The 20541-nt window shown below is 59.6% G+C and carries 16 protein-coding genes and 1 pseudogene; 13 read left to right on the plus strand and 4 right to left on the minus strand.

Annotation, left to right across the window (positions count from 1 at the left end; translation table 11 throughout):
- Positions 1 to 58: 58 nt before the first annotated feature.
- From uvrB to AC0V6L_RS00920, 3 genes and pseudogenes are all read left to right on the plus strand, one after another.
- Positions 59 to 2253, plus strand: a pseudogene (gene uvrB / locus AC0V6L_RS00910) (excinuclease ABC subunit UvrB).
- A gap of 48 nt (positions 2254 to 2301) precedes the next feature.
- Positions 2302 to 3816, plus strand: a complete 1515-nt coding sequence (locus AC0V6L_RS00915) for a S10 family peptidase (RefSeq protein WP_486152277.1) — start codon at positions 2302 to 2304, stop codon at positions 3814 to 3816.
- Positions 3813 to 4514 carry a hypothetical protein gene (locus tag AC0V6L_RS00920; RefSeq protein WP_486152279.1) on the plus strand — a complete coding sequence of 234 codons (702 nt, stop codon included), beginning with the start codon at positions 3813 to 3815 and terminating at the stop codon, positions 4512 to 4514. The genes AC0V6L_RS00915 and AC0V6L_RS00920 overlap by 4 nt, the downstream gene beginning before the upstream one ends.
- On the opposite strand, the gene AC0V6L_RS00925 is transcribed toward AC0V6L_RS00920, so the two are convergent.
- On the minus strand, positions 4399 to 6576 hold the full coding sequence (locus AC0V6L_RS00925) for a protein-disulfide reductase DsbD family protein (protein ID WP_486152281.1): 2178 nt from the start codon (positions 6574 to 6576) through the stop codon (positions 4399 to 4401). The two genes, AC0V6L_RS00920 and AC0V6L_RS00925, sit on opposite strands and share 116 nt — an antisense overlap.
- Positions 6577 to 6633: 57 nt before the next feature.
- Here AC0V6L_RS00925 and AC0V6L_RS00930 point away from each other — a divergent pair, with 57 nt between their 5' ends.
- Entirely contained in the window at positions 6634 to 7860 is a 1227-nt protein-coding gene (locus AC0V6L_RS00930) for an FAD-dependent monooxygenase (RefSeq protein WP_486152283.1), read from the plus strand.
- A 14-nt stretch (positions 7861 to 7874) separates the two neighbouring features.
- Here the strand turns inward: AC0V6L_RS00930 and AC0V6L_RS00935 are convergent, their stop codons facing one another.
- Genes AC0V6L_RS00935 through hemC form a run of 3 tightly spaced genes read right to left on the minus strand, consistent with a single transcriptional unit; the run spans position 7875 to position 10543 of the window.
- The gene (locus tag AC0V6L_RS00935) at positions 7875 to 8825 is read right to left on the minus strand and encodes a hypothetical protein (RefSeq protein WP_486147217.1); all 951 of its coding nucleotides are present in this window, start codon (positions 8823 to 8825) and stop codon (positions 7875 to 7877) included.
- Between the two features lie 57 nt (positions 8826 to 8882).
- Positions 8883 to 9596 (minus strand): uroporphyrinogen-III synthase, encoded by a 714-nt coding sequence (locus AC0V6L_RS00940; RefSeq protein WP_486152285.1) that lies wholly within the window; start codon positions 9594 to 9596, stop codon positions 8883 to 8885.
- The gene (hemC, locus tag AC0V6L_RS00945; RefSeq protein ID WP_486152287.1) at positions 9593 to 10543 is read right to left on the minus strand and encodes a hydroxymethylbilane synthase; all 951 of its coding nucleotides are present in this window, start codon (positions 10541 to 10543) and stop codon (positions 9593 to 9595) included. The genes AC0V6L_RS00940 and hemC overlap by 4 nt, the downstream gene beginning before the upstream one ends.
- 44 nt (positions 10544 to 10587) lie before the next feature.
- On the opposite strand from hemC, the gene tsaD reads away from it, so the two are divergent.
- The 9 genes from tsaD (at position 10588) to AC0V6L_RS00990 (ending at position 20505) form a co-directional block, all read left to right on the plus strand.
- Positions 10588 to 11667 (plus strand): tRNA (adenosine(37)-N6)-threonylcarbamoyltransferase complex transferase subunit TsaD, encoded by a 1080-nt coding sequence (tsaD, locus tag AC0V6L_RS00950; protein WP_486152289.1) that lies wholly within the window; start codon positions 10588 to 10590, stop codon positions 11665 to 11667.
- The gene (locus AC0V6L_RS00955) at positions 11664 to 12659 is read left to right on the plus strand and encodes an NAD(P)H-dependent glycerol-3-phosphate dehydrogenase (protein WP_486152291.1); all 996 of its coding nucleotides are present in this window, start codon (positions 11664 to 11666) and stop codon (positions 12657 to 12659) included. Before tsaD ends, AC0V6L_RS00955 begins: the two co-directional genes overlap by 4 nt.
- A 74-nt stretch (positions 12660 to 12733) precedes the next feature.
- Positions 12734 to 14221 (plus strand): lipopolysaccharide biosynthesis protein, encoded by a 1488-nt coding sequence (locus AC0V6L_RS00960; protein WP_486155028.1) that lies wholly within the window; start codon positions 12734 to 12736, stop codon positions 14219 to 14221.
- A gap of 113 nt (positions 14222 to 14334) precedes the next feature.
- Complete coding sequence (locus AC0V6L_RS00965; protein WP_486152293.1) at positions 14335 to 16050, plus strand: vWA domain-containing protein; 1716 nt, start codon at positions 14335 to 14337, stop codon at positions 16048 to 16050.
- A 195-nt stretch (positions 16051 to 16245) separates the two neighbouring features.
- Complete coding sequence (locus tag AC0V6L_RS00970) at positions 16246 to 16812, plus strand: helix-hairpin-helix domain-containing protein (protein WP_486152295.1); 567 nt, start codon at positions 16246 to 16248, stop codon at positions 16810 to 16812.
- Positions 16813 to 16876: 64 nt separating this feature from the next.
- On the plus strand, positions 16877 to 17242 hold the full coding sequence (locus AC0V6L_RS00975) for a response regulator (RefSeq protein WP_486147233.1): 366 nt from the start codon (positions 16877 to 16879) through the stop codon (positions 17240 to 17242).
- A 189-nt stretch (positions 17243 to 17431) separates the two neighbouring features.
- Positions 17432 to 18607, plus strand: coding sequence for an acyl-CoA dehydrogenase (locus tag AC0V6L_RS00980; protein ID WP_486155029.1), 1176 nt, complete (start codon positions 17432 to 17434; stop codon positions 18605 to 18607).
- Positions 18608 to 18837: 230 nt separating this feature from the next.
- On the plus strand, positions 18838 to 19473 hold the full coding sequence (gene maiA / locus AC0V6L_RS00985; RefSeq protein ID WP_486147235.1) for a maleylacetoacetate isomerase: 636 nt from the start codon (positions 18838 to 18840) through the stop codon (positions 19471 to 19473).
- 21 nt (positions 19474 to 19494) lie between these two features.
- Entirely contained in the window at positions 19495 to 20505 is a 1011-nt protein-coding gene (locus tag AC0V6L_RS00990) for a fumarylacetoacetate hydrolase family protein (RefSeq protein WP_486152297.1), read from the plus strand.
- The last annotated feature ends 36 nt before the right edge of the window (positions 20506 to 20541 follow it).

Genomic DNA, 20541 nt, shown 5'->3' on the forward strand with positions numbered 1-20541 from the left:
ACGCTAGGGGCACATAGCGCACTTCACAATGGCCGCTTTGCTCCTCATATCAGGTGCCATGTCAGAACTCGTCATCCGCCGCGGTCTTGAAGAACCGGAAACCGGCGAAGAATTCACCCCGCACCGCCCCGCCCGGCCTGAAAAGTCGATGCCGGGCAAACGGTTCGAGCTTGTCTCAGACTATGAACCGGCAGGCGATCAGCCCACCGCCATTGCAGAGCTCGTCGCGGGCGCGCGCGAGGATGAAAAGACGCAGACGCTTTTGGGGGTTACAGGTTCGGGCAAAACCTTCACGATGGCGAAAGTGATCGAGGAATTGCAGCGCCCTGCCCTGATCCTTGCGCCCAACAAAATCCTGGCCGCGCAGCTTTATGGGGAATTCAAAAGCTTTTTCCCAACAATGCGGTCGAATATTTCGTCAGCTATTACGACTATTACCAGCCCGAAGCCTACGTGCCGCGCTCCGACACTTATATCGAGAAGGAATCGAGCGTAAACGAGGCGATTGACCGGATGCGCCATTCGGCCACGCGGTCGCTGCTTGAACGCGATGACGTGATTATCGTCGCGTCTGTTTCGTGCCTTTACGGTATCGGCTCTGTCGAAACCTATTCGGCGATGATTTTCGATATCAAAGTGGGCGATGTCGTCGATCAGCGCGAATTGATCCGCAAGCTGGTCGCCCTGCAATACAAACGCAACGATGCCGCATTCCAGCGCGGCACATTCAGAGTGCGGGGCGACAATCTGGAGATTTACCCCAGCCACTATGAAGATATGGCATGGCGCGTCAGTTTCTTTGGCGATGACATTGAAGGGATCAGCGAGTTTGATCCGCTGACAGGGCAGACGGGCGCAGCGCTGGAAACCGTGCGCGTCTATGCCAATTCGCACTATGTGACGCCCGGACCGACCATGAAACAGGCGGCAGATGCGATCCGGTTTGAGCTTGCTGAAAGGCTGAAAGAGCTGGAGGCGGAAGGCAAATTGCTGGAGCATCAGCGCCTTGAACAGCGGACCAATTTCGACCTTGAGATGATCGCGGCGACGGGAAGCTGCGCCGGGATTGAGAACTATTCCCGCTTTCTAACGGGCCGCATTCCGGGCGAACCGCCGCCAACTCTGTTTGAATATCTGCCCGAAAATGCACTATTGTTCGTCGATGAAAGCCACCAGACCGTGCCCCAGATCGGCGCGATGTCAAAAGGCGATCACCGGCGCAAAATCACCTTGGCAGAGCACGGGTTCCGCCTGCCCAGTTGCATCGACAACCGCCCGCTTCGCTTCAATGAATGGGACGCGATGCGCCCGCAAACCTTTGCCGTCAGCGCCACGCCCGGCAATTGGGAGATGGAGCAGACGGGCGGCGTGTTTGCCGAACAGGTGATCCGCCCCACAGGCCTGATCGACCCGCCCGTTGAAATCCGCCCGGTCGAAGATCAGGTGCAGGATTGCATTCAGGAATGCCTTGCCACGGCCAAGAAAGGGTACCGGACCCTCGTCACCACCCTCACCAAACGCATGGCAGAAGACCTCACCGAGTTTATGCACGAGGCCGGTGTGCGAGTGCGCTATATGCATTCCGATGTCGAAACGCTCGAACGCATCGAGCTGATCCGCGATTTGCGCCTTGGCGTGTATGATGTGCTGATCGGGATCAACCTGCTGCGCGAGGGGCTCGATATTCCTGAATGCGGGCTGGTCGCGATTTTGGATGCCGATAAAGAAGGTTTCCTGCGTTCGGAAACATCCCTCGTCCAGACGATTGGCCGCGCGGCGCGCAATGTCGATGGCAAAGTCATCCTTTATGCAGACCGGGTAACCGGCAGCATGGAACGCGCCATGGCCGAAACCGACCGCCGCCGTGAAAAGCAAAAGGCCTACAACAAAGAACACGGCATCACGCCAGCCACGATCAAACGCGACATTGCAGACATCGTCGCGCATTCAGCCGCGCAAGACGGTGTCACAGTCGATACGGGCGATGATGAGGTCAACAATCTCGTCGGCCACAATCTGCGCGCCTATATCGAAGACCTCGAAAAGCGCATGCGCGATGCCGCTGCCAATCTCGAATTTGAAGAGGCCGGGCGATTGCGCGATGAAATCCGGCGGTTGGAAAATGATGAGCTTGGCCTGCCCGATGGCGAGAAAAAAGCCCCCAAAGTGGGCCGCTCAGACGCAGGCCGCCCCGGCACGCGCAAGACCCGTTACGGCAAAAAGCGAACAAAGTTCATGGGCGGCAAGCCTTGAGCGCTTAACTCTTGAAGCAAGCCTGATTGAGTGCCAATCATCGCAGCCATGACCAAAACCGTTCTCAGCGCTTTATCCGCCGCTGCTATCGCCTTTGCCGCCGGTCCTGCCTTTGCCGATGACCATGCGAATGGCGCGGGCAAAGCTGCCGCTGCCGCCATCACGCCGCAGGTGAAGACGCGCAACCTTACCGGTACATTTGGCGGTGTGCGCGTCCCATACACCGCGACCATTGGCGAGACGATCCTTTCGGGCGATGATGGGAAACAGGAAGCCGTCATTGTCACCACCTCTTATGTGAAGAGCCCGCGCGATACTTCGCGGCCGGTGTTCTTTATCTACAATGGCGGCCCCGGCTCCGGCTCTGTCTGGTTGCAGATGGGCGCCTTTGGCCCCAAACGCGTCGCAATTCCCTCTGATGCCCGCGATGATGGCGCGCCGCCTTATCCGCTGCTCGACAATCCTGACAGCCTGCTCGATGTGGCTGATCTGGTGTTTATCGATCCACCTGGAACAGGCTTTAGCTATCTTACGCAGGGCACTGACAAGAAAAAGTATTACGGACTTCGCCAGGACGCGCGAGCGGTTGCCGAGGTTATCCGGCGGTGGATCAATGACAATGGCCGCTGGTCCAGCCCCAAATATCTTGGCGGGGAAAGCTATGGCACCACGCGCACCGCGATGGTTGTCGATGAACTGGAAGGTTCGACCTATAACGATGTCGGCCTGAACGGTCTCATCCTGATTTCAACCATCCTCGATTTTGCTGCACGCGAACCGACGCCGGGCAATGAAATGGCCTATATCGTGACGCTCCCCAATATGGCGGCAGCTGCGCACTATCATGGCAAAGCGCAAGGCGGATCGGTTGAGGACATTGTCCAGGAAGCGCGCGAGTTTGCCATCGGGCCGTTCGCCGCTGCGCTGCTCAAAGGGCAGGACTTGCCCGGCGACGAACGGGCCGCGGTGCGCGCGCGCATGGCGCAGTTAACCGGCCTGTCCGAAGAATATCTCGACCGCGCCAATCTGCGCGTTACCTCGCAGCGTTTCTACAAAGAACTGCTGCGCGATAGGGGGCTCACCATTGGCCGCTTGGATGCGCGCTACACGGGCAGCGATTATGACAATGCGGGCGAATATCCGGATGCCGACCCCAGCTTTTACGGTATTGATGCAGGCTATACCGCTTCGGTCAATCAGTGGGCGCGCGAAGGATTGGGCTTTGAAACGGATCGCCCTTACAATTCGATCGGGCGCGAGCCGGGGGCAAACTGGGATTGGTCGTTGGGCGGGTCTGGCTGGCAGCGCAATGCCTATCTCAACGTCGCGCCATTTATCGGCAAGGCGATGCGGCAAAACTCGCAGCTTCGCGTTTTCAACGCGCAAGGTTGGTATGATTTTGCGACCCCGTTTTTTGGCGCGGAATATTCGCTCAACCGCATGGGTATCCCGCAGGACAGGGTGACTTACGAATATTACGATGCGGGCCACATGATGTATGTCCGCGATGAGGACCGGCGCAAACTCAGCCAGGATTTGCGCCGCTTTATCCGCGCGCGATGAGACGCTTTGCGCTGTGTTTGATGCTGGCCGCATCGGGGTGCAAGCCGCCTCCTGGTGATGCGGCGCTCGTGCGCGAAATGCCTGAGGCAGAGCCGACATTTGCCTCTGCTCCCCTGCCCTCACCTGATGTGGAAGGTGCGATCTGGGTATCCAGCCAGACAGCGGGCCGGATCATCTACGGTGTGCCTGAGGAGCCTGCTTTAATGGCGCTCGAATGCAGGGATGATGCGGGCGAAGCGTTGATTGAGATCACTCGCATGGCCCCTGCTGATAAAGGCGCGCAGGCGCTGCTGGCGCTGGTTGGCAATGGCGCGATTGGGCGGATCGAAGTGGACGCGGTAGAGCTTGGCAAAAGCCGCCATTGGCGCGGGCGAGTGGCGGCGAGCGATCGCAATATCGAGCCGCTCATCGGTCCGCGCAAAGTCACCGCCACGATACCAGGGGCAGGCATGGTGGAGCTTAACGCAAGCCCGCGCCCCGGACAGCTTATTGCTGCGTGCGCCCGGCCTTTGACTGAAACGCCTGAAAATGACACGCCCGAGCTGGAAGCCCCTGAGCTTGAACCTGTGCCTGAGCTTGAGATTATGGCTGAGGTTGAACCTGAGCCTGAGCTTCAGCCGCCTCAGCCTGACCTGCCCGAGTCTGACCAGCCCGAACCTGATACGCCTGAGCCTTCTCCACCAGAAGATCCTGAGTGAGAACCTGCGGCAATTGCTCGGCCTCTGCGCCCGGCTCATACCACAGGTAAAGCGGCACCCCTGCTGCGCCCTGCTGCGTCAGGAACATAGTGATGGCCTCATCGCTCCGTGTCCAATCGCCGACAACCGCGATGACGCCCGCATCTTTGAAAGCCTGTGCCGTGGCCTCGCGTTCAATCGCGATGCTTTCATTGACTTTGCAAGTGACGCACCAATCGGCAGTGAACCACACAAACACCGGCCGACCCGAAGCGCGCGCCTCAGCCAAAGCTTCGGGCGAAAAATTCTGGGGCTCCAACACCGATTGCGCAATTTCGCCTGACGGCTTGGCATAAAGCGACGGCATTGCAATGACAGCAAACGCGGCGAATGGCGCTGCGATCAGAGCGAATGCGGGCCATGCCATCTTGCCGCGCCGCTGCAACTGGCCGGTCGCCCACAAGCCCAAAATCACGCCAAAGACGAGGAGCAGCGCCGCACCGGCAAAATATCTGCCGCCAATCTGCGTGACCAGCCAGACAAGCGCCAATGCGGTTAGCCCCATCGGGATTGCCATCACGCGGCGGAATGTGTCCATCCACGCGCCGGGCTTGGGCAGCATCCGGCGAAATGCGGGCACTAAACCGATCAGCAGAAACGGCAAAGCAAGGCCAAGCCCAAGCAGCGCAAACAGCAACAGCGCTTGCCCCGCAGGCAGCAGCAGCGCTGCGCCCATGGCTGCGGCCATAAACGGCCCTGTGCACGGTGTGGCAGCGAAGGCGGCGAGCAATCCGGTTGCAAACGCGCCGCCTGCGCCTTTCTTCGGGCCAGCACTTGATCCGAATGAGGGCAGCTCAAACAAGCCGCCAAAGTTTGCCGTGATCGCAGCGGCCAGCACGAGCAGCAGCACCACAACGCCAGGGTTTTGCAATTGAAACGCCCATCCCACCTGCTCACCCGCCGCGCGCAAAGCCAGCATGGTGCCGCCCAGCGCAATGCAGGCCAGCACTACGCCTGCGGTATAAGCAAAACCTTCGATCCGCGCGTCGGCCTCACTTCCGCCAGCCCGCGCCAAGGCAATCGCTTTCAGGCTGAGGATTGGAAACACACAAGGCATGATGTTGAGGATCAGCCCGCCAACAAGAGCGCCCAAAACCAGCGTCCATAAAGGCGGCGTGACCCCTTGCGCGCTGTTCATGGTCACAAGCACATCACCGCCTACCGGCACTGTGCCGGGGAACGCGGTAAAAGCGACCCCGTCTCCGCTCCCAAACGAGACAATTCCCGATACAGCGCTGGGCGTATCGCCGCCATATTCAACAAGCGGAATGGTGGCCGTCAGCATATCGCCTGAACGCCGGAAAGTCTGAAACGGGGGGTAATCCACAAGCCGCGCATTGGCGATAAAGACATGCGGATCAGGCAGCTCGACGCTTTGCGGCAGGGGTATGGCGAGCCTTAGATTGCCGCTGCTCACTTCAAAGCGTGTGTCCGCGCTAAGCTGCGGCGCGATACTCGCGCGCCAGCGAGCAAAATCGCCGCCCTGGCGCGCTTGCAAAACCGCATCCTGCGGCACGCACACTTCGTCGGTGCAGGCGAGGTAATCGGCAAAGCCGCTTACTCCTGATACCCCTTCGACATCCGCATCACCAGGCACGCGCACCGGGATCAGCACGGCATATTGCCCTTCGTAAATGTGGTTCATCAAATCGCCGATCATCAGGCGCTGGGGCACGGGATAAAGCGCCTCTCCCATTTGCCAGCCATCGGGCAGGTTCAGCTCCACCTGCATGCCCAGCCCCGCATCGCCCGGATTGGACCAATATCCGTGCCATTCGGGTGCGCTTGGAGTGAACCGCAGCGCAAGCATCCATTCCTCACCCGCTGTGGGCAGGCCATCAGCATAAAGCACAGCTGCGATATTCGCATCGCCAAAGCGCGCCTCTTTCGTAACTTCGGCTGGCTGCTCCTGAGCGCGCAGCGGCGCGGCGATAGGTAAGGACAGCGCCAGCGATGCACACAATGCAAAGCACCATGCAGCGAAGTAACGGATGAGAGGGGCGAACATTCTTGCGTCGGACACAGCGAAACCTCTAGGACGGTCTCACGCTATTCGCAATTGCCGCGCAGAAAGTGACACATGAGCAAAGCCGACACTGAAACCAAAGACCTGTTGATCCTCGGCGGGGGACTTGTGGGTATGGCGCTGGCTTTATCGGCAGCGAAAAAGGGCATGTCATCCCATGTGATTGACCGCGCGGACCCGGCAGAGCTGACCGCAGAAGGGTTTGATGACCGAGCAACCGCTATCTCCACGGCCAGCTGGCACCTGTTCACCAATATCGGCATTGCTGACGGACTAGAGGAATTCGCCTGCGATATCGCCAGCATTGCTGTCACCGATCAAAACCGCCCCGGCAGGCTCGATTTCGTGCCGGGCGAAGGCGAAGGCACTTTGGGGCGGATGTTCCCCAATCGCCGCCTGCGCCTTGCCCTGTTCGAAGCGGCAGCCGCCGAGCCGCTTATCAATTGGGTGGCCAAGGCTGACATCGTCGAACGCCAGCGCAGCGAATTTGGAGTGGCCGCAGTCCTTGCCGATGATCGCAAGCTGAAAGGCCGCTTGATGATCGCGGCCGAAGGGCGCGGATCGCCCACCCGCGATGAAGCCGGCATTGCCATTGCAAAGTGGGATTACCACCACCGCGCGATCATCGCCGGCCTCACCCATTCCAAACCGCACAGCAATGTCGCGTGGGAAATCTTCTATCCCGCCGGCCCGTTTGCGCTTCTGCCTTTGAATGATGATGCCGATGGAACGCATCGCTCTTCGCTGGTGTGGACCGTATCCGAAGCAGATGGCAAAGCCGTAATGAAACTCGGCGACCGCGCATTTCTAGCCGAAATACAAGAACGTATGGGCGATTGTTTGGGCGCGGTGGAAACAGTGGGTACGCGGTCAAGCTGGCCTTTGGGTTTCCATCACACCGCCAAGATCACTGATGAACGCCTCGCATTGATCGGTGATGCCGCGCACGGCATCCACCCGATTGCAGGGCAGGGATTGAACCTAGGTCTGCGCGATGTGGGCGCTTTGGTCGAAGTGCTGGCAGATGGCGCGCGGATCGGACTTGATCCGGGGGATGCGCAATTGCTCAAACGCTATGAGAACTGGCGCGGGCTCGACAGCTTTATGGTGGCACTAGCGACCGATGGTCTCACGCGGATTTTCGGTGTTCCGGGCAAAACCGCATCCGCCGTCCGCCGCCTTGGAATGGCAGGCGTGCAGCGCGCCGCGCCGTTAAAGACGTTCTTTATGGACGAAGCGCGCGGTGTTTCTGGCGATTTGCCGCAATTGCTGCGCGGTTAGGCTTAAGTGGGTGATTAGTTTTCACCGGCGCTATCCACCGGGCTTGGCTGGCGGACGACCTCGCCTGTGCCATCGCGCAGGCCCTGCTGATCAAGCACCGCTGCGGTTTCGATGTTTTCAAGCGCGATCATCACGTCGCGGAAACTTTCCGCATCAGTGATCCACGCCTGGGCAGCCGCTGCGCCGGGCAGCGCCTTGATCTCGTCAATCGCGTTTTGATAGCGCCCCTGCTCCATCGCAAATCGCGCGCGTTCAAGGCGCCTTTCGGGCAAAGCAGAGGGCGTGCTTTCGCGCCTGATTACAAACAATTGGCGAAATTCGCGGGAGATATTGCCGAATGAAAAACCATCCTCGCTTTCGGTCAATTGCGGGGCCAGCCCGTCCAGCCGCAGGATCAGCTGGTCGAGCCTGATACGCGGATTGCTGCGCGCAAAGGTGATAATCGTGCTGACCGCATTGGGCCGCTCATCACCGAAACGCAGCCGCAATTGATCCGCCAGATAGCCAAGCTCATCCCCCCGCTCGATCACCCGCCTCGTGGCAAAAGCGATCAGCAAAGCTTCGGCGCGCGCGGCGTTGCCTGATGCGGCCTGCGTTTGCAGATCAATGCGGGCGATGCGCTGTTCAGCAGCCGCAATGCGCTGGTCAAGTCCGCCCTGCTGTTCGGCAACGCGGGTGACGACTTCAACCGCCTCCTCGGCATTGTCCGCTTCAATTGCATCAGCCAATTCGCCGCCTGTGGGCGATGGCGATATCACCGCGCTGGGTGTTTGCGTTGGCGACGCCCCGCCAGCACCTGCAAGCGCGGCTGGCGTATCTGCGCCTTCGGCCGCGCCGCCGCCGTCAAGATTGTACCAAACCACATATCCCACCAGCGCGCCGCCAATGACAAAAGCAAATACGCTGGCCAGAAAAGGCCATTTACGAGAGCCAGTTTTGCGGCGTGAGCCGTATTTCGATTCCATTATATCCCAGACCCTGCGACCGCTTTGTGCGCGGGGGCGCGCGGTCAATCATACCGCTTATATGCACACGTCTCGCACCATTTCCAGCAATGCTGTGTCATTGGGCGCACCGGAAACGTGGATAGCGCGCCATTCGCTCTCGCCGTCTGCGCGCGCCGGCTGCGCAATCCGCTCTCCCATGGCCGCCAGAGTGATGCGGCTCCGGTCCAAGCCTAACCGCTTGCATTCAAGCATGAATTGCCGGGTCATCGCGGCTGAATGGAGAAGGACAATGGGCTCGCAATCCAGCAGGCCTGCGGCCTCCTTCGTCAAGCTTTGCGGGGTTACGCTGTAAGTTTGAACTGGTTCGAATGTGATGCCCGCGGGCAGGGAAAGTTCGACATATTCGCTGCCAACCAGCCTTAAATACCGGATCGGCGCACGCACCTGATCGATGACGCGCTGCAATCCGCCCGTGCCTGACAGGGCGACGGTAAAGCCTGCCTCTGCGGCCACGCGCGCGGTTGCATCGCCCACGCAATGGACGGGCAGATAGGTCAGGTTTGCGAGGGCATCACCGCCATGGCGGATCGCATTGGCGCTGCCCAATAAGATCGCATCAAACTGGGCGGGATCGGGCATCGCCCATTCGGCAGGCTGAACCTGCGCCAGCGCGCAGCCATGCATGGAAAGACCCATGCTGCGCCCCAGCGCCACTGTCGCGGATAATCCCGGCTCTGGCCGAATGGCCAGCACGGGCCGCGCCGAGGCGGTAAAGCCCGGCTCGTTCATGCCCCGCCGAAATGCTGCGTGATTGCGGGGCTAGCGCGCGCCAACAAATCATCGGCCAGCCTCGCAATCGCGGTGTGATCGCCGGGAGCAAAACCTGCCTCACCTGCAATACGCTCGCTTCCATCCGGGCTGAACACGGCTGCGCGCATTGTCAGCCGCGCGGCATCGCCTGTGCACAAAACCGCGACCGGGGAATGACATGTCCCGCCAAGCCGGGCGAGCAATGCGCGTTCGGCTTCCAATTCGGCGCGCGCCTGCCCATTGTCGAGCGCTGCCAAAAGCCCATGCGTTGCCGCATCATCCGCGCGCGCTTCGAGAACAATTACCCCTTGAGCCGCAGCCGGGATCCAGTCGCTTTCATCAAGAGCCACGCCCACATCGCTTTGACCGAGCCGTTCAAGACCCGCTGCGGCCAGAAAGGTCACATCCGCCTCACCCGTTGCCAGTTTGCCCAGCCGGGTTGCGACATTGCCGCGAAAAGTCACAACTTTGCAATCGGGGCGCAGATTGAGCAATTGCGCAGCGCGGCGCGGCGCGCTTGTGCCCACGACGGCGCCTTTAGGGATGGCGGCGATGCTGTCTGCGCCCACCAGACAATCGCGCCTGTCAGCGCGCGGCAGGCATGCGGCAAAAGCGAATATATCGGGCCGCTCGGTCTCCACATCCTTGGCCGAATGAACCGACACATCAATGCGCCCCTCAGCCAGCCATTGATCCAGTTCCTTGGTCCAGAGCGCTTTCCCGCCAATCTCTGCCAGAGGCCGGTCGAGCACTTTATCGCCGCTGGCTGTAACCGGCACCAGTTCCACCGCATCCTGGTCCCAGCCATGGGCCGCGCACAGCCGGTCGCGGGTTTCATGCGCCTGCGCCATGGCAAGCGGGGAATTGCGCGTGCCCAGTCTCAGCCGGGGTGCGCCGTTCGTATTCTCATCGGGTGACATACTCATTGCGGGCATTGCGATAGCTGCGCACAATGCCCATTGAAAGAGCCATGAGCACTGCGTCCCCATTTCGGCCTGACAAACGCCCCCTGATCGTCCTTGGGGTGGAGACAAGCTGCGATGAAACAGCGGTTGCTTTGGTGGCCCATGATCGCACCATTATCGCGCAGCAAATCGCCTCTCAAAACGAGGAGCACGCACCTTATGGCGGGGTCGTTCCCGAAATCGCGGCGCGCGCGCATGCGGTGAAATTGGCCCCGATGATCGAAGCGGTGATGGACGAGGCTGAACTGGCACTAAGCGATATCGATGCGATTGCCGCGACCGCGGGGCCGGGGCTGATCGGCGGGGTTATGGTCGGGCTTGTCAGTGCAAAGGCGCTGGCGATGGCATCGGACAAACCTTTAATCGCGATCAATCATCTTGAAGGCCACGCCTTGTCCCCCCGCCTTGCCGATGAGCGCCTTGAATTTCCCTATCTGCTGCTGCTCGTATCCGGCGGGCATTGCCAGATTTTGAGCGTTGAAGGCGTTGGCGAATACCGCCGCCTTGCCACAACCATCGACGATGCTTTGGGCGAGGCATTTGACAAGACCGCCAAGATCCTCGGCCTTGGCTATCCCGGCGGGCCGGCGGTTGAAGAATTGGCGATCAAAGGGGATGCATCGTCGGTTCCTCTGCCCCGCCCGCTAAAAGGATCGAAAGAACCGCACTTCTCCTTTGCAGGTTTGAAAAGCGCGGTGCTGCGCGCGTTTGAAAGCGGACAGCACTCACCCGCTGACATCGCGGCGAGTTTTCAATCGGCTGCGATTGATTGCCTGATAGACCGGCTCGAACACGCACTGACTTTGTCCGGCCCGTGGCCAGCGCTTGTCGTTGCTGGCGGAGTGGCGGCGAACAAATCGGTTCGCGCATCGCTTGAGGCGCTCGCGGCCCAACACGCCATGCGCTTTACCGCGCCGCCGCTGTCGCTGTGCACCGATAACGCAGCGATGATCGCGTGGGCCGGGCTTGAGCGCTTGGCGCTTGAGCCGAACTTCAAAGGCGATCCGCTCGATCTTAAAGCGCGCCCGCGTTGGCCGCTCGACAGGGAAGCGGAACGCGCGCGCGGCGCAGGGGTGAAAGCGTGAGCAAACACGAAACCATCGGCGTAATTGGCGCAGGCGCCTGGGGCACAGCCTTGGCGCAAATGCTCAGCTCAGACGGGCGCGATGTCGTGTTGTGGGCGTATGAGAGCGAAGTGGCCGATGCCATCAATAGGGCCCATGAAAACCCTGTATATTTGGCAGGCGCGCAGCTTTCCAGAACCATCCGCGCGGTGCACGATCTGACAGAGCTTGCCCCGCTTGATACGCTTTTGGCTGTCACACCTGCGCAGGCTTTGGGCAGTGTTCTTCAAAACTTAAGCGCGCAGCCGCGCGATCTCATCCTGTGTTCCAAAGGCATTGAGGCGGGAACCGGACGGCTGATGAATGATGTGGCGCGCGCGGCATGTCCTAATAGCGATATTGCGGTTCTGTCCGGCCCCACTTTCGCAATCGAAGTGGCACGCGGCTTGCCCACCGCGGTTACACTCGCTTGCAGCGGAGGCGAGGCGCAGTGGGAACGGCTTAAACCCGCCATCGCGCGGCCAGCATTCCGGCCTTATTATTCCGACGATGTCACAGGCGCAGAAATTGGCGGCGCGGTGAAAAACGTGCTCGCGATTGCGTGCGGGCTGGTCGATGGGCTTGGCCTTGGCCAGAATGCGCGCGCGGCTCTCATTGCGCGCGGATACGCAGAAATGGAGCGGTTCGGCGCAGCGCTCGGCGCGCGCAGCGAAACGCTTGCCGGGCTGTGCGGCATGGGCGATTTGGTGCTGACCTGTTCCTCCACGTCCAGCCGCAATTTCTCCCTTGGTAAAGCCTTGGGCGAAGGTCGATCAGCAACCTACTTGATGGCAGACCGGACCACTGTTGCAGAAGGCGCGCATACCGCGCCCGTGCTGGCTGACCTTGCCCAAAAACGCGGCATCGCAATGCCGATTGTCACCGCAGTCGATGCCATTTTGAAAGGCGAAGACCCGCGCCAAGCGGTCGCCAGCCTGCTTGCTCGCCCGTTAAAAGCGGAAAAGCCTGCGTGACGAGCGTTCCGCCAACCGTGCCGCCCACACCCGCGCCCCAGCCCGGCGGTGAGCCCGGCGGTGATAATTCCGATATGGCCGCATTGGCCAAAGGCGGACGGCAGAACACGATGGGTTTTGTCGTGCGCCTGCTCGCGCGCATTCCGTTTCTGATTATTGCCGCGCGCTATTACGGGGAAGATGCGCTGGGGCGGTTTGCCTCTGCCTTTATTCTGATCGAGATTATCGGGCTTGTGTGTTCGCTCGGCGAAAAACGCGGACTGGCGCAAAGATTGCGGCTGGGCGGGAATGACGATCCGCAAACAGAGACCAATCTGGTTTATGATGGCCTTTTGCTGGGGCTGCTCTGTTCATTGGTTGCAGCCCTTGCGCTGCTGATCTTCCCGCAGGTGATGTTCCCCAATGGGATGAACTCACCGCTCGATATGTGGATGATCGCGGCCATCCCTGCCTTTGCGCTGACCGAGATTGTGCTGGCAGCGCAGGCCTATCGCTATGACATCGCCACCACGGTGCGCGCGCGCGCGATTGTTGAACCGTGGGCGATATCGATTGCGGTGGGCGTGTTCCTGTTTTTCGATGAGACCCGCGATGCAGGGCTTGGCCTTGCCTATCTGTTTTCGGTGCTGGCGGGGCTGGTGACAGCGCTGTGGCCGTTTTTGCGCACCTATGGCTTGCCAAAAGGGTGGCGACCGAATGGTAAAGCCATGCTCAAACAATCATCGTCCGCTTTCCCGCTGGTGGGCGCGGATGCGGTGGAGCGCGGCACGCGGCTGCTGGATATCTTTATCCTTGGCCTGTTCGCTCCGCCTGCCGCCGTTGGCATCTATTACGTCGCCCAACAAATCGCGAGCTTGCCGCAAAAGCTGAAAACCTCATTTGAGCCGATCCTCTCGCCCGTCATCACCAAGAATTTGAAAACCGGCAATATGGCCGCAATCGCCAGCCAGGTGCGGCAAGTGGGCTTTTGGATCATCGCGATCCAATTGGGCATTGCGCTGGCGCTGGGCATACCGGGCGAAGGGGTGATGGGCCTGTGGGGCCCGGCCTATGTTGCAGGCACGGCAGCGCTGGCCTTTCTGCTCGCAGCAGAAGTGGCCGCCAGCATGGCAGTCGTTTCCGAAAGCGTGCTCGTCTACATCGCGAAAAAGCGCAATCTGGCGATTTCGGTCGGGATTTTGGCATTACAGGCCGCCTTGACCATCACCTTTATTCTGATCGCCAAATCCTATGAGGTTGATGCAGGGTTCGAAGCCGCCATGCCCGCTGCCGCCTTGTTCTGCGCGCTGACGGTGTCGAGCCTGGTGAAAGCGCTAGTGCTCAAAACCTTGCTGAAAGCGCCCGTATCCAATTGGCGCTGGGCGCTGGTCTATGCCGCAGCGCCCGCTGTGGTGGCCGGATATGCGTTCACGTTCCTGCCCGAATGGGTGGAACTGGCAATCGGCATTCCGGTGATCCTTGCGCTTTACGGCTATGTGATCTGGAAACGCGGATTTGGCGAGGAAGACAAGGTTCTCTTCCGGCCAAACGCTGCGAAGAAGCCTGCGCAACCTGCTGAATAGATGGGCTGAAATGCCGGGCGGGCCTGCGCCTTACAACTTCCTGATAGCTCCATTCACTCAGCATTCAGTGCGATGAGCCGAGCCTTATGACGGGTAAGAAAAGGGGTTAGGGTATGAATATCGCCGCACTTAAGGGCAGAGGTTTTGTCGGCATTGCAGCGCTCAGCGTGGCGCTTGCCGGATGCGCGGGCCAGCAGTCTGGTGACCTTGGCAATGCAGGCACTGCAAAGGGTGATGATAAAACAGATATTGCGGTGGCCCCGCCGCCTCCACCGCCGCCGCCGCCGCCGCCGTCTGCGCCAGTTGTGGCCGAAAGCCAGGCAATCACTGTTACGGCGCGCAAGCGCACAGACGGATACGCAGCGCAAGCCTTACGCACTGCGCCCGCTCCCGGCATTTACGTACCTCCGGTCGTCGTCCCAACCGATCCGGGCCGCGAACGCTATGACGGGGAGGAAGTCTCGCCTGTCAAACTCGTCGCCTCAGAACCAGTCAGCACGTTCAGCGTCGATGTGGACACCGGCGCTTACACCAACACACGCCGCTTCCTTACGGATGGCGCAATGCCGCCTGCTGCCTCTGTCCGAACAGAGGAGATGATCAATTATTTCCGCTATGATTATAACCGGCCTGAAACCCGCGATATCCCGTTCAGCGTGACAACCGATGTCGCCAAAACGCCGTGGAATGATAAAAGCTATCTGATGCGCATTGGCCTTCGCGGCTATGACATTGACCGGACCGAGCGGCCACCTGCCAATCTGGTATTTCTGATGGATGTGTCAGGATCAATGGGGTCGCCTGACAAACTGCCGTTGGTCAAAACCGCCTTGTCCGGCCTCGCGGGCGAATTGGGCGAAAAGGACCGCGTTTCCATCGTTGTCTATGCAGGCGCTGCGGGCCTTGTGCTGGAACCCACCAATGACGTGAAAGAAATCCGCCGCGCGCTCGATCAATTGCGCTCTGGCGGATCGACCGCTGGCGGGGCCGGCTTGCAGCTTGCCTACAATATTGCCGAGGACAATTTCATCAAAGGCGGCGTCAACCGCGTGCTCCTTGCGACCGATGGCGATTTTAATGTGGGTCAGACCGATAATGACGCGCTGATCGAAATGATCGAGAAAAAGCGCGACACCGGCATTACGCTCACCACGCTTGGCTTTGGAAGGGGCAATTACAACGAAGCGATGATGGAGCAGATCGCCAATCACGGTAATGGCAATTACGCCTATATCGACAGCGCTTTGGAAGCCAAAAAGGTGCTGGGTGATGAGATGTCCTCGACCCTTTTCACCATCGCCAAGGACGTAAAAATCCAGGTGGAGTTTAACCCGGCGATTGTCAGTCAATACCGGCTTGTCGGCTATGAAAACCGCGCGCTTCGCGAGCAGGATTTTGACAATGACGCGATTGATGCAGGCGACATTGGCGCAGGCCATCAGGTGACCGCGATTTACGAGATTGTGCCCGCGGGAACCAAAGGCTGGATCGCGCCGCGCCGGTATGAGGACAATCAAGCCGAAGCGGCAACCAGCCGCATGACAGAGGCGGCGCATGTCAAATTGCGGTTCAAACTGCCGGGTGGCGACACATCCCGCCTGATTGACACCATCGTGCGCAGCGATGCTCTGGTCACCGCCAAAGCGCCGCGCGGAGATTTTGCCTTTGCCGCATCGGTGGCCGCCTTTGGTCAGATCCTGCGGGGAGATGAATTGATGAACGGATTTGACCACGCCGATGTCAGCGCGCTGGCGGGCAAGCAAAGCAATTACTGGCGGCAGGAATTCCTGCAATTGAATGAGCTTGCAGAAGGAATGAAAGGCGGCTGATCGAAGGCAGCGGCAACCGCCACCAGTCCCTGTAACAAGGCCCGCCCGGCAGGATGCTGGCGCGGGCCTTTTGCTGCGCCGATGCATCATCGCATGCGGGTTTTGGCCTGCGACTGCACCGCCCCACTAGCGCGCGGGACAAATCCGCTGCTACACCGCGTTCGCGACATCGATTCTGAGCGGAGAGTTTTCACCATGTCTACCATTTCTATTGTGCTGCTTATCCTTGGCGTGCTGCTGTTTTTCATTGCAGCGGGCATTTTGCTGGGCCTTGGCAAATCGACCGTTGTGGTCCGCGATGCGGGTCTCACTCGCGGCGATGTGCTGGATAAAGGCGCTGCGCCTGCTGCTCGCAATCAGGCGCTGATTGATGCCGCGCCTGCGGCTGTCACTCCGAGCGTTACTCCGCCTGCGCCCAAGCCTGAGCCTAAGCCTGCTCCGGCTCCCACGGCCCAACCTGCACCTGCCCCTGCACCCACTCCGAAACCTGCGCCAAAAGCCGCGCCGAAAACCACAAGCGCGCCGGATGATCTCACCACGATCAAGGGGGTCGGACCAAAGCTTGCCGGTATCCTCAACGATCAGGGAATCACCAGCTTTGCCCAGATTGCCGCGTGGAGCGATGCTGACATCGAACGCATCGATTCGATGCTGGGCCGGTTCCAGGGACGCATCACGCGCGATCACTGGGTTGACCAGGCTAAGCTGTTGGCCGCAGGCGATAATTCGGGATTTGCAGCTAAGTTCGGACAGAACACGTAAATTTGCTGCGACAATGGTGTCCAATTTGTGTTACAGTTAACGTTGCACTTAAAGGAGGACGCTGATGGCTGCACGGATATTGGTCGCTGAAGATGAATTGATAACAGGTTTCGACCTGTGCGACACCGTTGCAGAGGCCGGTTACGAGGTCGAAGGGCCATATGCTGGAATCTCGTCAGCCATGCTCGCCTTTCAAAAGGAAAAGCCTGATCTTGCCATCCTAGATATTGCTCTTGATGATGGCATTGTGTTCCCGCTGGCTGAAAAGCTGGACGCTGAAAACATACCGATCATTTTCCATTCTGGCCGCGATGCCAAGGACGAGGTCGCCAAACGCTTTCCGTCCGCGACCACTTTGGCAAAACCCTGCCCTCCGACCGCCATTTTAAGCGCGGTTAGCCAAGTGCTTGAGGCTGAGCCTGCTGAGTGATCCACCACGCATGACCGGCGCATGCGAACTGCGCCGGGAATTGCTTGCTTAGCGGGACCGCACCTGCAAGAGTCCGTGCATAAATAGTTTCAGGAGAGACTAGTGCACGGCACTGCCCCCAAATCCGCTTCCCCCTCACCCAGCGCTGCATCACGCGGCGATGGCGCTGATCGCAATCCGTCGGCGGGGATTGTCCCGTTCAACTGGGAAGACCCCTTCGATCTCGATAGCCAGCTATCCGAAGAAGAGCGCATGATCCGCGATGCCGCCCGCGGCTTTGCCCAAAGCGAATTGCAACCCCGCGTCATTGATGCTTACCGCGAAGAAACAGACGCGCCCGAACTGTTTCCGCTGATGGGACAAGCGGGCCTTTTGGGCGCGACTATCCCCGAAGAATTTGGCGGAGCAGGCGCCAATTACGTCTCTTATGGCCTGATCGCTCGTGAAATTGAGCGCGTGGACAGCGGATACCGGTCCATGGCGAGCGTCCAATCCAGCCTCGTGATGCATCCGATCTATGCCTATGGTTCGGACGAACAGCGCGCGAAATACCTGCCCGGCCTTGCCTCTGGCGAATTGATCGGCTGTTTCGGCCTGACCGAACCCGATGCAGGCAGCGACCCGGCTGGCATGAAAACGACCGCGCGCAAAGACGGCGATGATTACATCATTTCTGGCGCGAAAACGTGGATTTCTAATTCGCCGTTCGCCGATGTCTTTGTGGTCTGGGCCAAATCCGAAGAGCATGGCGGCGGCATTCGCGGCTTTGTTCTGGAAAAAGGGATGGCGGGGCTGTCCGCGCCCAAGATCAAAGGCAAAATCTCCCTGCGAGCCTCCACCACAGGCGGGATTGTGATGGAGGATGTGCGCGTGCCCGCATCCGCTCTGCTGCCGCATGTGCAGGGATTGAAAGGGCCGTTTGGCTGCCTCAATCGCGCGCGATATGGCATCAGTTGGGGCGCGATGGGGGCGGCCGAATTCTGCCTGCATGCCGCGCGCCAATACGGCCTTGATCGCCAGCAGTTTGGCCGGCCTTTGGCAGGCACCCAGCTGTATCAGCGCAAACTTGCCGATATGATGAGCGATATTGCCCTCAGCCTTCAGGCGAGCCTGCGCGTGGGCCGGCTGATGGATGAAGGCCGCTTTAGCCCCGATATGATCTCGATCGTCAAACGCAACAATGTTGGCAAAGCGCTCGAAATCGCGCGCCAATCGCGCGACATGCATGGCGGCAATGGCATATCCGAAGAATATCAGGTGATCCGCCATGCGGTAAACCTTGAAACGGTCAACACATATGAAGGCACCGCCGATGTCCATGCGCTGATCCTTGGCCGCGGGATCACTGGTCTGGCGGCGTTTTAATAGCCGGTCTTGCTGCAATTCGTGCCCCCTGTCCTACACGCCTGTGAAAGACTAAGAGTTGGCAAATCACGGGCACAATCTGCGGCCCCAATTGTTGGATACTTGAAAGTGACACTTCGCATCGCTCAAATTGAAGATAATCGAACAAAAACTGAGCTTTGTGCGAAACTCACTATTTTGCAAAACAGGGGGGTGAGCGGTCCATGGACCGGTCAGGAAATGGCAATCATATGAAGCTTTATGGCTATTACCGCAGCTCAACCTCGTACCGTTTGCGCATCGCGCTAGCGCTAAAGGGACTCGAATACGAGAACGTGCCGGTGAACCTGCGCGATGGGGCGCAAAAAGACAAAGCGTTCACCGCGCGCAATCCGTTTGGCTCTGTCCCCATGCTGGAAGCCAAAGGGCGCGACCGCGCGCAATCCATGGCGCTGCTGGAATGGCTGGATGAAGCCTATCCCGATGCCCCCGCTTTGCTGCCGGCGGATATGGAAGAGCGCTACACCGCGCGCGAGCTATCCTATGCGATTGCGACAGAGCTGCACGCGCCGCTCAACCTGCCGGTGCTCAAATATCTAAAAGAGCCATTGGGCCATTCGCAGCGCATCATCGATTACTGGTATCGCCACTGGCTGAAACGCACGCTTGACCCGGTTGAGGAACGGCTGAAACAGCTGGGCACCGGCAGCTTCCTGTTCGATGCGCCGGGCCTGTTTGAAACGGTGCTGATCCCGCAGATCTACAATGCGCGAAGGTTCCATTATGACCTGACGCTGCATCCCCGCATCACCCGAATAGAGGCCGCGTGCCTTGCCCTGCCCGCCTTTCAGGGCGCGCATCCCGACAAGCAGACAGATGCGCAATAGCGCGCAGCAAAAGGACCGTTCATGAAGCTTGCAACACTCAACGATGGAACCCGCGATGGAAAGCTGGTGGTGGTCTCGAAAGACCTCACACGGTGCTGCGCAGCAGGCTATATCGCGCCAACTCTGCAAGCGGCATTGGATGATTGGGAGCATATCGCGCCGAAGCTTGAGCTGCTTAGCGTTGATGTCGAACACGAGGCGGTGCCATGCGAACGCTTCCACGAACGCGAGGCGCATTCGCCTTTGCCGCGCGCGTACCAATGGGCCGATGGAAGCGCCTATATCAACCATGTCGAACTGGTGCGTCAGGCCCGCGGCGCCGAAGTGCCGGAGAGTTTCTACTCTGATCCGCTGATGTATCAGGGCGGCTCGGACGCGTTCCTGCCCCCACGCGGCAGTATCCCCTTGGGCGATGTCAGCTGGGGCTGCGATATGGAAGGCGAGATTGCCGTTGTCACGGATGACGTGCCAATGGGCGTGTCGGCTGATGACGCGGCAGGCCACATCAAGCTTGTCATGCTGGTCAATGATGTGTCACTGCGCGGCTTGATACCGGGCGAACTGGCAAAAGGGTTCGGCTTCTTCCAGTCCAAACCGCCGACAGCCTTCTCCCCCGTCGCGGTGACACCCGATGAACTGGGCGATGCGTGGAAAGGTAACCTCGTCCATCTGCCGTTGATGGTGGACTATAATGGGGAAGCATTCGGGCGCGCTGAAGCGGGCATTGATGCCACCTTCAATCTGGCAGAGCTGGTCGCGCATGCCGCCAAGACCCGCCCGCTTTGCGCAGGCACAATCGTTGGATCAGGAACAGTGTCGAACAAGGGTGCAGATGGCGGTCCGGGCACGCCTGTAGCAGATGGCGGGCTTGGCTATTCGTGCATTGCTGAGATCCGCATGATCGAGACGATCCGCGATGGCGAGGCGGCCACTCCTTTCATGAAACCGGGCGATGCTGTGCGGATCGAAATGCGCGATGCGGACAACCATTCGATCTTTGGCGCGATTGAGCAGAACGTGGTGGCGGTCTAAACCGCTTTCCTACTTGCAAGTGCCGCGATAGACCCG

The sequence above is a fragment of the Erythrobacter sp. JB1-15 genome, from assembly GCF_057365035.1.

Excerpts from the sequence above, each read along its gene's own strand:
- AC0V6L_RS00915 (WP_486152277.1), top strand. The coding sequence starts at position 2,302 with ATGACCAAAACCGTTCTCAGCGCTTTATCCGCCGCTGCTATCGCCTTT.
- AC0V6L_RS00920 (WP_486152279.1), top strand. The coding sequence starts at position 3,813 with ATGAGACGCTTTGCGCTGTGTTTGATGCTGGCCGCATCGGGGTGCAAG.
- AC0V6L_RS00930 (WP_486152283.1), top strand. The coding sequence starts at position 6,634 with ATGAGCAAAGCCGACACTGAAACCAAAGACCTGTTGATCCTCGGCGGG.
- AC0V6L_RS00935 (WP_486147217.1), bottom strand. The coding sequence starts at position 8,825 with ATGGAATCGAAATACGGCTCACGCCGCAAAACTGGCTCTCGTAAATGG.
- AC0V6L_RS00940 (WP_486152285.1), bottom strand. The coding sequence starts at position 9,596 with ATGAACGAGCCGGGCTTTACCGCCTCGGCGCGGCCCGTGCTGGCCATT.
- hemC (WP_486152287.1), bottom strand. The coding sequence starts at position 10,543 with ATGAGTATGTCACCCGATGAGAATACGAACGGCGCACCCCGGCTGAGA.
- tsaD (WP_486152289.1), top strand. The coding sequence starts at position 10,588 with ATGAGCACTGCGTCCCCATTTCGGCCTGACAAACGCCCCCTGATCGTC.
- AC0V6L_RS00960 (WP_486155028.1), top strand. The coding sequence starts at position 12,734 with ATGGCCGCATTGGCCAAAGGCGGACGGCAGAACACGATGGGTTTTGTC.
- AC0V6L_RS00965 (WP_486152293.1), top strand. The coding sequence starts at position 14,335 with ATGAATATCGCCGCACTTAAGGGCAGAGGTTTTGTCGGCATTGCAGCG.
- AC0V6L_RS00970 (WP_486152295.1), top strand. The coding sequence starts at position 16,246 with ATGTCTACCATTTCTATTGTGCTGCTTATCCTTGGCGTGCTGCTGTTT.
- AC0V6L_RS00975 (WP_486147233.1), top strand. The coding sequence starts at position 16,877 with ATGGCTGCACGGATATTGGTCGCTGAAGATGAATTGATAACAGGTTTC.
- maiA (WP_486147235.1), top strand. The coding sequence starts at position 18,838 with ATGAAGCTTTATGGCTATTACCGCAGCTCAACCTCGTACCGTTTGCGC.
- AC0V6L_RS00990 (WP_486152297.1), top strand. The coding sequence starts at position 19,495 with ATGAAGCTTGCAACACTCAACGATGGAACCCGCGATGGAAAGCTGGTG.